The organism is uncultured Citricoccus sp. (assembly GCF_937871995.1).
Lineage (GTDB): Bacteria > Actinomycetota > Actinomycetes > Actinomycetales > Micrococcaceae > Citricoccus.
Map to the genome: position 1 here is coordinate 1 of NZ_CALMQR010000028.1, position 9,574 is coordinate 9,574.

Consider the following 9,574-nt stretch of genomic DNA (forward strand, 5'->3'; position numbering starts at 1 on the left):
CCGCAGTAGGTTGTGGGCGTGGCGTCCCGGGACCTGGAGGCCCTGCCCGTGGGGTTCGAGCGCTTCCACCGGAGGGACTTCCTCAACTACCAGTTCAACCGGGCACAAGCGCTGGGCTTCGCCGACCGCGCCGAGCTCCTCGTCGCGGCGAACCGGATCCGTTCCGGACCCGACTGCGTCCCCGTCTTCGAGGACCTCTCCGCGCGGGCGGCCGCCGCCGGCCGGACCCGGCACGCCGCGGGGTACCTGCGCCTGGCGGAGTTCTTCACGCCACCGCGGTCGGGGGAGAAGATCGCGCGCTACCGGCGCCTCCGTGACCTGTACGACGCCGCCTTCGCGGGCACCGGCGTCGTGCGCCACGAGGTGCCCTACGCCCAGGCCGCGCTGCCCGCCTACCGCCTGGCGGCGGACGGTCCGGGCACCGGGGCCACGGTGCTGCTGCACGGCGGATTCGACTCGGTGATCGAGGAGTTCCAGCCCGTCTGGCAGCGTGTGGCCGCCGCGGGGTTCGACGTCGTCGCGTTCGAGGGCCCGGGACAGGGCGGGGCGCGGGCGCTGCACGGACTGACCTCCGAGCACGACTGGGAGAAGCCGGTCGGCGCGGTGCTGGACCACTTCGGCCTGACGGAGGCCGCCCTGGTGGGGATCTCGATGGGCGGGTACTGGGCGCTGCGCGCCGCCGGGCTGGAACCGCGCCTCCGGCAGGTGGTGGCGTGGCCGCCGGTCTACGACTGGCTCTACCGGCTGCCCGCCGTGGCGCGTGGACCCGTCCGGGGGATGCTGGACCATCGGGACTTCATGCGCTGGAGCGTGCGTATCCGGGCCCGGTTGTTCCCGACGCTGCGCATGGTGGTCGAGCAGGTGCTGTACATGGTCGACAGCGACGACCCGGCCGACGTCGTGGACTGGTTCCTGGGCATGAACGCCCGGCACCTGGGCAGCGAGCGGGTGCGTCAGGACGTGCTGCTGATGTGCGGGGAGCACGACGCGTTCCAGCCACCGGCACTGGCCCGGGCCCAGGCCCGGGCGCTGACGGCTGCCCGCAGCCTGAGCGTGCGGACGTTCACCGCGGCCGAGCACGCCGACCAGCACTGCCAGATGGGGAACCTGGACCTGGCCTGCCGGGTGCTGACCACCTGGCTGCGGGACCCCGCGGGGCTGGCAGGATGAGGCCATGGACCAGGCGACGGACGACATGACGGGCGCCGGCGCGGGGCACCGGGCCCGCGGCTCCCTCCCCGAGGTGGCCCCGGCGTCATGGTGGAGCCGCCTGTGGAAACCGTTCTGGGCCGTGCCGGCGGCCTGCGTCCTGGTGTTCCTGGTCCTCGGCATCGTCCTGCCCCAGGTGGAGGACTCCTGGGGCACCACCGACCTGCAATACGTCTTCCAGGGCGGCCCGGACGGCGCCCGGGGACTGCTGGGCACGATCGCCACGGCCATGATCTCGGTGACCGGACTGGTCTTCTCCATCACCATGGTGGTCCTGCAGCTGGCCTCCAGCCAGTTCACCCCGCGGGTCCTCGGAGGATTCCTGCAGAACCGGGTGGTGCAGTCCACGCTGGGCATCTTCATCTCCACCTTCGTGTTCGCCCTGACCGTGACCCGGTCCGTGCGCGGTGACAACTCCACCGAGCAGTTCGTCCCCCAGGTCTCCGTGACCCTGGCCTTCCTGCTGGTCCTCGTCTCCATGGGGTTCTTCCTGGCCTTCATCCACCACATCACCACCTCGATCCAGGTCTCCCACGTCATCTCGCGGATCGGTGACCAGACGGTGGCGCTCGCCGACCGGATGTTCCCGGAGTCCGCGGATGCCGAGGCCCCGGCGTTCGGTCCCACCTGGTCCCCCGCCCCGGGCACGCCGCATCTCCGGCTCGAGGCACCGCGGCACGGCGTGATCACGCACGTGGACTATGCGGGGCTGGTCCGCTGGGCGCGGGAGCGGGACGTGGTGGTCACGCTGGACCGGCCGGTGGGCCAGTTCCTGGCGGAGGGACAGCACGTGCTGCGGATCTGGGGCGCCGCCGTCGGGGTGGAGGAGGGCCGCGAGCCGGGTGACCCCTACCGGCACATCGGGCTGGGCCCGCAGCGGGAGATGCGCCAGGACGTCGCCTTCGGCATCCGCCAGCTCGTGGACATCGGCAACCGCGCGCTGTCCCCGGGGGTGAACGACCCGACGACGGCCGTGCAGTGCCTGGACGAGCTCCACCGGATCCTGCGCGTGCTGGTCCGGCGCGCCTCGCCCAGCCCCTACATCGCCGACGACGCCGGCCGGGTCCGTGTGGTGCACCATCCCCAGGCCATCACGGAACTGGTGGAGCTGGCCCTGCTGGAGATCGCGCACAGCGGTGACGCCCTGCAGGTGCCCCATCGGTTGCGCACCCTGCTGGAGGACCTCGTGGAGGTCAGCGCGGAACGCTACCGCCCCGCGGTCCGGCAGCTGCTGGAGGGGCTCCCCGCCTGACCTGGAACGTGTGGTCCCGGTCGGGGCGATCGCCTCGGCGATTCCGGGGGTCGTGCTGTGTGTCGTGGCCAGGCGCCGTTCAGCGGCGCCGGTGGTCGTCCGCGTAGGCCGCGAAGATGGTCTCGGCGTCGGCGCCGGACACGAAGTCCTCCGCCAGCACGGCCCCCAGCCGGTCCAGGGCCGCGGAGAACCTGGTGGCGCCGGCCTGCAGTTCCGGGACCTGGGAGTGCTGGGCGCTGTCCCGCAGGGCCAGGGCGTAGGGCAGCTGCCGGGCCAGGGACAGTTCCGTGTCCTCCTCGACGAAGTAGTAGCTCTCCGTGTGCTGGGCGAAGTCGATGCCCGCCTGCTCGATCCGCCCGGACATCTCGTCCAGGACCCGGGCCGCCGTCTCCGGGCCCACCCGATGGAGCGCCTCGGCGTAACCGGCGTCCTCCATCCCCGCCAGTGCCAGGGCGAGCGCCCTGCGGCGTGACAGGGGCGGATACACCTGCGTGAACCACGTCAGTCCGGCCGTCAGCAGGGCGAACCCGGTCAATGCCTGGACCGGGGCCGCCATCCGGATCCAGGGGCTGGTGGCGACGACGTCACCGAAGCCCACGGTGGACAGCGTGGTCAGGGAGACGTAGAGCGCCTCGGCCGGGTTCGGGTGGTCGGCCGGGTCCACTCCGGAGTAACTGAACCCCTCGGGCAGGTGCGGAAGGTAGACCAGCGCCCAGCCCACCGCCTGCAGCAGGACCCACATCAGGATCACGGCGACCATGCCCGCGGGGCCGGCCGCGGAGCCGAACCGGTGACCGGTCAGCCTGGAGGCCTTCCACAGGCCGGAGAGCACCCCACGGCTGAGGCCTCCCTGGCCCTTCGGGTGCAGCAGGCTGTGGAACATGTCCCGCAATCCCACCAGGATCACCAGGATGCCCGCGATGCTCAGCACGATGTCCACGGCAGGTCTCCGTTCCTGGTCGACACTCGCAGGGTCTGGGATCGCGACCGGTTCACCGCCCGGTCGGTCCCCGCTGTACCGAGCGTACCGGCGCCGGCGACGGTCCACAGGAGCCGATCCGGTGGCGGGGCCGCACCATCCGTGCACCTCAGCCGGGATGGCATCCCCTTCCCGGCCAGCAGCGCGGGCAACGGGGTGTGTGTCAAGGATGTACGCGGGGGATCTCCGCGCGCCGGGATTGCTAGGGTGGAACGCATGTCCACCGCACTGACCCTTGCCCTCCTTGCGGTCGGACTCATCCTCACCCCCCTGTTCTGCCGGTGGTGGGGCCGCAACGCCGGATGGCCCCTGGCGGCCGTCTACACGCTCGCCGCCGTGGCGTACCTGCCCGCCCTGGCCCAGGGGACGGTTGTCCGCGCCGGTGCCGGCGGTGCTGCAGCCGCTTCACCCGCCACGTGGTCCATCCCGTGGATCCCCTCCTGGGGGCCCGGTGGGGGAGAGGGCATCAGGCTGGCGTTCTCGGCCGATCCCGTCTCGAGCGTCTTCACCCTCATCGCGCTGCTCATCGGCGCGGTGGTGCTCGTCTACTCCACCCGGTACCTGGACCCCGGCCCCAACCTGAGCTTCTACCTCGGGATGGCCCTGTTCACGCTGGCCATGGTGGGGCTCGTGACCGCGGACGACCTGGCGGTCCTGTTCATCTGCTGGGAACTGACCTCCCTGGCGTCCTTCCTGCTCATCGCCCGCTCGGGCCAGAGCGCCTTCGCCCCGTCGATGCGGACCCTGCTGGTCACCTTCCTCGGCGGACTGGCCCTGCTCGTCGCCGTCGTGCTGGTGGCCGTCCGGGCGGGAACCACGAACCTGGGTGAGATCATGGCCTCGGACCTGTGGGCCCAGGACCCCGCCTTCACCACCACGGTCGGGCTGCTCATCGCGCTGGCCGCCATGACGAAGTCGGCCCAGTTCCCGTTCCACTCCTGGCTGCCCGACGCGATGGCCGCTGCCACCCCCGTCTCGGCCTACCTGCACGCCGCCGCCGTGGTGAAGGCCGGCATCTTCCTGCTGTTGCGCTTCTCGCCGGTCTTCCACGACGACGTGCTGTGGTCCGTCCTGCTCGTCGTCGTGGGCCTGGTGACCTCGGCCGTCGGTGGCTGGCGGGCACTGCAGCAGCACGACCTGAAGAAGCTGATGGCCTACTCCACGGTCAGCCAGCTGGGGCTCATCGTGGCCGCGATCGGCACCGGGACCGAGGCCGGCATCGCCGCCGCCCTGATCCACACCATCGCGCACGCCCTGTTCAAGTCCGGGCTGTTCATGGTGGTCGGAGTCGTGGACCACGCCACCGGAACCCGCGACCTGCGGCGCCTGCCGGTGCTGTACCGGGCGCTGCCGTTCACCTTCGTGGTGACCGTCCTGGGCGCCGGCGCGATGGCGGGCATCCCGCCCCTACTCGGCTTCATCTCCAAGGAGTCCATCTTCACGGCCCTCAACCACTGGGCCGCGGACGGAGGCGCGTCCGGCACGCTCGCCGCCTGGGCGGGCCCGGTCGCGCTGGCCGGAGCCGCCCTCGGCTCCGTGCTCACCTTCGCCTACTGCGCGAAGATCGTCGTCGGCGGCTTCCTGGACCCGGAGCGGCCCGAGGAGTACGGCCGGACCCGGCGGCCGGGGCGGGTGGCGCCGGCCCACGCACGGGACCACGGGCACGCCGCCGGTGCCGACGCCCCGGTGCACGCTCCCGGTGGCATCCTGGTGACCGCCACCGCGCTGCCGATCCTCGCCTCCGTCGCGGCGCTCTTCGCCCTGCCGCTGCTGGACGTCGCGGTCGGCGCCGCCACGGACACGGCCTTGCCGGGCGCCGGGGCGGAACCGCACTTCGTGCTCTGGCACGGGATCACCGCCGAACTGCTCACCACCCTCGCGGTCTTCGCCGCCGGCGTGGTGACGGTCCTGCTGCGCCACCGGCTCTGGCCGGTGCTGGAGGACGCCGGTCTGCCGTTCGGCGGTGCCTCGATCATCGAGGCCTGCACCCGGGGCCTGACCGTGGCCGGCCACGCCGTGGCCCGGCTGACCGCCCGGGACGCCGCCGCCTCGCACGCGGCCATGATGGTGGCCTCGCTGGTGGCCGTCGTGGTCCCCGGGGCCCTCCTGCTCAGTGCCCAGGGCAGCCTGCCCCCGCTGCGCGAGGGGCTGAACCAGCCGGTGGACGTGGTGCTGCTCGTCCTGCTGGCGGCCTCGGCACTCGGTGTGGCGTTCACCCGCTCGCGGCTGGGCGCCACGGTGGCCCTGTCCGCCATCGGCATCCTCATGACGGTGCAGATCCTGGCCCTCGGCGCCCCGGACGTGGCCCTGACGCAGCTGCTCGTGGAGAGCCTGACCATCATCGTCATCATGCTGGTGCTGCAGAAGCTGCCGCGGACCTTCAAGAGCCCCCGGGCCGCCCGGGCGCTGCCGGCCGCGGTCATCGCCGTGGGCGCCGGGCTCGCCACCGGTCTGGCCACATGGGGGCTGACCGGCCGGCGGGAGAAGTCCGAGGTCGGCACGTACCTGCTGGAGAACGGCCAGGACATCACCGGCGGGGACAACATCGTCAACGTCATCCTGGTCGAGTTCCGCGCCCTGGACACCCTCGGGGAGCTGGCCGTGCTGGGCATGGCCGGCATCGCGCTGGCCGCCGTGCTCTCCACGGTCCGCAACCGGTACATGGACCCGGACCCGGACAAGGTGGCTCGCGAGGAGATGGCGACCGGTGAGGAGCACGACGGCGCCGACCGCCCGGGCGGCCCGGACCTCGGCAGCGACACCGCCCGCCGCGCCATCCTCAGTTCCTGGGGCAACATCAGCCAGCTCCAGCTGATGCTGCGGTTCCTGCTCCCGCTGCTCGCGGTCATCTCCGCCATCCTGTTCCTGCGCGGCCACAACGAGCCCGGGGGCGGCTTCATCGCGGCCCTCGTGGGCTCCGGCATTGTGGGGCTTGTCTACGTCTCCACCTCGCGGGACCGGCAGATCGGCGCGCCCCGGGCGCCCATCTACCTGATCGGCGGCGGCGTGGTGCTCGCCGTGAGCACGGGCCTGTGGAACATGGCGTTCACGGGGACCTACATGGAGCCCCAGCACGGGTACGTCCTCGGCCAGCACCTCAGCACGTCCATGGTGTTCGACGCCGGCGTCTACCTGGCCGTCGTCGGGCTCATCCTGCTCGCCTTCAACGTCCTGGGCACCGCGCGCTCGGCCCACCAGCGCCCCGGCGGGGAGGGCGCCCGCGAGCGCGTGGACGAGGCCGTGCTGGGAGAGGTGGACGGGCCGATGGACAACCCGATCGACGGCCTGCTCGCCGCGGACCGGACGGCCGCCACCGACGGAAGGCCCGCGAAACCGGTGAAGCCCACCACCCAGCACATCTCCTCCGGCACCCGGCCCGACGAATGGGGGCGGTGACATGCTGGTCCTCGCCGTGACCGTGGGCGTACTGACCGCCGCGGGCGTGTGGCTGCTGCAGCAGCGGAGCATGGTCCGCGCCATCTTCGGGCTGACCCTGATCTCCCACGCCGTCAACCTGCTGCTCCTGACCACCGGGGTGCCGGGGTGGCGCGTGGAACCGCTGATGTCCACGGCGCAGGCCGCGGACGCCGCGGATCCGCTGCCCCAGGCCTTCGTGCTGACCGCGATCGTCATCTCCATGGCCACCACCATCTTCATGCTGGCCCTGGCCGTGATCGGCCGGGACGACGACCAGGAGAAGGTGCCCGAGACCGGGGAGGAGCACGCATGACCGAACTGATGACCCCCGGATCCCTGCTCGCGCTGTTCGTGGCCGTGCCCCTGCTCTGTGCGGGCCTGTCCGTGATCCTCCGCCAGCGCGTGGTCGACCGGATCCTGCTCGTCGGGGTCCCCGTGCTCGCGATCGCCGGGGCGGTGGCCCTGATGCTGTTCCACCGTGAGGTCCCGGTGCTGGCCAGTGCCATCGGCGCCTACGAGGGTGGCATCGCGATCCCCCTGGTCTCGGACACGCTCACGGCCCTGATGCTGGCCACCACCGGGCTCGCCACGGCTGCCTCCGGCTGGTTCCTGACCCTCACCGGTGAGGCCCGGTTGCGGTTCGTCCCGGCGCTGGCCCTGTTGCTGATGACCGGCGTCAACGGCGCCCTGCTGACGGGTGACCTGTTCAACCTCTTCGTGTTCGTCGAGGTGATGCTGCTGCCGTCCTACGCCCTGATCGCGGTGACCGGGACCTGGCGGCGCCTGGGCCTGGGACGCATGTTCGTGATCGTCAACCTGGTGACCAGCCTGATCCTGCTGATGGGCGTCGGCCTGGTCTACGGATCGGCCGGGGCCGTGAACCTCGCCGTCCTGGCCGGGCGGGCCGCCGAGGACCCCCAGGTCGCCCTGGCGCTCACCGTGGTGCTGCTGGCGCTGGCCATCAAGGCCGGCGTGGTGCCCGTCCACGGCTGGCTGCCCCGGGCCTACCCCGGGACCTCCGCGGGGATGATGGCACTGTTCTCGGCCCTGCACACCAAAGTCGCGCTGTACGCGATCTTCCGCATCTACTTCACGACCTTCGAGCCGGGTTCGCCGTCCGGCGCCGCCGGGGCCGGAATGGCGTCCGCGGTCGCGGGGGTGATCGCCGTCGTCGTGCTCGCCACCATGGTGGTGGGCGCCATCGGGTCCCTCGGCGAACAGCGGTTCCGCGGTGTCCTGGCCTTCCAGATGGTCGCCGGGGTGGGACACATCCTGATCGGTGTCGCCGTGACCTCGCCCGCGGCCGTCGCGGCGGGGTTGTTCTACCTGGTCCACCACGTGGTCACGATGGCCTCGTTGCTGACCACCGTGGGGGCCGTCGAGCACACCTACGGCACCGGGGTGCTGGGCCGGATCTCCGGGGTGATGCACCGGGACCGGCTGGCCGCCGTCCTGGTGGCCCTGGGGCTGCTGTCCCTGGCCGGGCTGCCGCCCACCTCGGGGCTGTGGGGCAAGCTGGGGCTGGGCCTGGCCGTAGCGGAGGCCGGTGAGACCGGCCCCGCGGGCGCCTGGCAGACCCCGGTGTTCCTGGTGGCGATCGTGGTCTCGTCCGTGGTCACGCTCGTGGCCCTGCAGCGGCTGTGGGGCTCCAGCTTCGCCGGGGCCCCGCTCCACCGCTACTGGCCGGCCGCGCCCGAGGGGGGACGGGCGAAGGCCCAGACCCTGGAGGGTGAGGTGCGCATCCCGCTGCGCCTGCTGGCCCCCGGGACGATGATGATGGGCGTGTCCATCGCACTCTTCCTCTTCGCTGGGCTCCTGATGCCCTTCATCGACACCGCGACCGCGGGGCTCTTCGAGACCGGTCCCTACATCGAGGCGGTGCTGCCATGAGAACCGACCAGCCGCGTCACCGCAGCGCCTGGCGGTTCAACGTCGGGTCCATGATCACCTACGTGGCCTGGCTCATCGGCCAGGTGATCGCCGGGTCGCTGACCGTGGCCCGCCGCGCCGTGGTCCCCGGCCGGTTCGCGGAGCCGTCCATCGTGGCCTTCCCGCTGCGCTGCAACACCGACCTGGAGGTCACGTGGATGGCCTCCTCCATCACCATCACCCCGGGCACCCTCGTGGTGGGCACCGCCCACGGCACGGACTCAGAACCCGTGACGGTCTTCGTCCACTCGGTCTTCGACGCGGACCGGGAGTCCGTCCACGAGGGCCTGCGGGAGATGGAGGACCGGCTGCTGCGGATGACCCGCGGGCCACGATGGCAGGACCACGCGGAAGGGGACGTCCGATGAGCATCGACTCCGCGTATGACGTGCTGCTCTCCGGGGTGCTCCTGATCCTGGCCGTCGCCATCCTGCTGGGGCTCTACCGGATCTTCACGGCCTCCGCGGCCGCCGAACGGGCCGTGGTCGGGGACCTGGTGTACTTCGCGGGCATCGGGATCCTGATGATCGTCGGCATCCAGTCCGGCTCCGCGGTCATCCAGGACGCCGCCATGCTCGCGGCGTTCCTGGGCATCCTGGCCACCGTGGCACTGGCACGCATCCTGACGAGAGGGGAACGCTAGTGGAGGGGTATCAGATCCTCGCCGCCGTCCTGATCCTGGGGGGCGCGCTGCTGGTGCTGCTCTCGGCCGTGGCCATGGTCCGGGCCCGGGACGCCCTGCAGATGATGAACGTGTTCTCGCCGGCCACGGCGATGGGCCTTCCGCT

Annotated in this window: 8 protein-coding genes; 7 read left to right on the top strand and 1 reads right to left on the bottom strand. The window is 71.9% G+C overall.

All coding sequences use genetic code 11. The annotated features are described in order from the left end of the window. Positions 1-18 precede the first annotated feature (18 nt). Positions 19-1,170, top strand: a complete 1,152-nt coding sequence (locus tag Q0283_RS02450; RefSeq protein WP_298042614.1) for an alpha/beta fold hydrolase — start codon at positions 19-21, stop codon at positions 1,168-1,170. A gap of 4 nt (positions 1,171-1,174) precedes the next feature. Next, the gene (locus Q0283_RS02455; protein WP_298042617.1) at positions 1,175-2,461 is read left to right on the top strand and encodes a DUF2254 domain-containing protein; all 1,287 of its coding nucleotides are present in this window, start codon (positions 1,175-1,177) and stop codon (positions 2,459-2,461) included. 79 nt (positions 2,462-2,540) lie between these two features. Here the strand turns inward: Q0283_RS02455 and Q0283_RS02460 are convergent, their stop codons facing one another. Next, positions 2,541-3,401 carry a potassium channel family protein gene (locus Q0283_RS02460; RefSeq protein WP_298042620.1) on the bottom strand — a complete coding sequence of 287 codons (861 nt, stop codon included), beginning with the start codon at positions 3,399-3,401 and terminating at the stop codon, positions 2,541-2,543. Between the two features lie 255 nt (positions 3,402-3,656). On the opposite strand from Q0283_RS02460, the gene Q0283_RS02465 reads away from it, so the two are divergent. The 5 genes from Q0283_RS02465 to Q0283_RS02485 are packed head-to-tail and all read left to right on the top strand — an operon-like array spanning position 3,657 to position 9,429. Next, a complete protein-coding gene (locus tag Q0283_RS02465) occupies positions 3,657-6,836 on the top strand; it encodes a DUF4040 family protein (RefSeq protein WP_298042623.1) in 3,180 nt (1,059 codons plus the stop codon). 4 nt (positions 6,837-6,840) lie between these two features. Then, positions 6,841-7,170, top strand: a complete 330-nt coding sequence (locus tag Q0283_RS02470) for a sodium:proton antiporter (RefSeq protein ID WP_029139211.1) — start codon at positions 6,841-6,843, stop codon at positions 7,168-7,170. Then, positions 7,167-8,747, top strand: coding sequence for a proton-conducting transporter membrane subunit (locus Q0283_RS02475; RefSeq protein WP_298042626.1), 1,581 nt, complete (start codon positions 7,167-7,169; stop codon positions 8,745-8,747). The genes Q0283_RS02470 and Q0283_RS02475 overlap by 4 nt, the downstream gene beginning before the upstream one ends. After that, positions 8,744-9,154: a Na+/H+ antiporter subunit E gene (locus Q0283_RS02480; protein ID WP_298042629.1), complete on the top strand. Its 411-nt coding sequence runs from the start codon at positions 8,744-8,746 to the stop codon at positions 9,152-9,154. Before Q0283_RS02475 ends, Q0283_RS02480 begins: the two co-directional genes overlap by 4 nt. Then, entirely contained in the window at positions 9,151-9,429 is a 279-nt protein-coding gene (locus Q0283_RS02485; protein ID WP_298042632.1) for a monovalent cation/H+ antiporter complex subunit F, read from the top strand. Before Q0283_RS02480 ends, Q0283_RS02485 begins: the two co-directional genes overlap by 4 nt. The last annotated feature ends 145 nt before the right edge of the window (positions 9,430-9,574 follow it).

Bases quoted from the DNA above. Each gene is read 5' to 3' on its own strand.
- Q0283_RS02485 (WP_298042632.1), top strand. From the start codon at position 9,151: ATGAGCATCGACTCCGCGTATGACGTGCTGCTCTCCGGGGTGCTCCTG.
- Q0283_RS02465 (WP_298042623.1), top strand. From the start codon at position 3,657: ATGTCCACCGCACTGACCCTTGCCCTCCTTGCGGTCGGACTCATCCTC.
- Q0283_RS02475 (WP_298042626.1), top strand. From the start codon at position 7,167: ATGACCGAACTGATGACCCCCGGATCCCTGCTCGCGCTGTTCGTGGCC.
- Q0283_RS02480 (WP_298042629.1), top strand. From the start codon at position 8,744: ATGAGAACCGACCAGCCGCGTCACCGCAGCGCCTGGCGGTTCAACGTC.
- Q0283_RS02455 (WP_298042617.1), top strand. From the start codon at position 1,175: ATGGACCAGGCGACGGACGACATGACGGGCGCCGGCGCGGGGCACCGG.